The 686-nt window shown below is 69.5% G+C and carries 1 protein-coding gene; it reads right to left on the minus strand.

Annotation, left to right across the window (positions count from 1 at the left end; all coding sequences use genetic code 11):
* Nucleotides 1-596 (minus strand): GntR family transcriptional regulator (locus GJV82_RS19165; RefSeq protein WP_196217320.1); only part of this gene is annotated, 596 nt, incomplete at its 3' end.
* Nucleotides 597-686: the final 90 nt, after the last annotated feature.

Genomic DNA, 686 nt, shown 5'->3' on the forward strand with positions numbered 1-686 from the left:
GGTTCGGCCGTGATCGTCGCCTCGGTCCGGTCAACGTCCCAGCCCAGCCAGTCAGCCATCCGTACGCCGTGGGGAGGCTTGAGCGGAGCGGCTCCGACGGGGGCGAGCATGGGAGGCGCGCCCTCATGTCCCTCGGGGACGCGAGAGGCGACGCTGTACGGCAGCACGGTCATCTTGTGCTGAGCAGGGGTCCCGTCCACGCTCCGGATGCGGGTGCGCTCCACGATCTGGGAGCCCTCCGCGATCCCCCAGGCTTCCATCGCCTTCGGCGCGGCCAACTGCCGTACGAGGGTCGTTTCCTCGGTCGCCTCCCCTCCCTCGGCGGGCTTCCACGGAGCTCCGGACGTCAGGTCCGGTGGGGAGAACGAGCCCAGGTGGGCGTCGGCGGCGCGGCCGGCGGTGACCGTCGTCCCGCTCCCCCGTTCGGTCCTCACCAGGCCCAGCGCGGCCAGCACCGCGTAGGCGGCTGCCGCTGTCTGCTGGCTGACCTCGTACCTGTCTGCCAGGTCGCGCACGCTCGGCAGGCGCGTGCCATATCGGTACTGACCTGCGGCAATCCCCCTTCGGATCTCCGCAGCGATGGCGTTCGAGTTCACGGTGTCTTCCTCTCCGGTCGGGGGCCCTCCCCCCACGCTAGCTGTGTCAAGCAAGACCACTCGAAATCTTGACGCCCGTCAAGATACTTT

Origin of the sequence: Cellulosimicrobium composti, from assembly GCF_009711085.1 — a bacterium.
Lineage (GTDB): Bacteria > Actinomycetota > Actinomycetes > Actinomycetales > Cellulomonadaceae > Cellulosimicrobium > Cellulosimicrobium composti.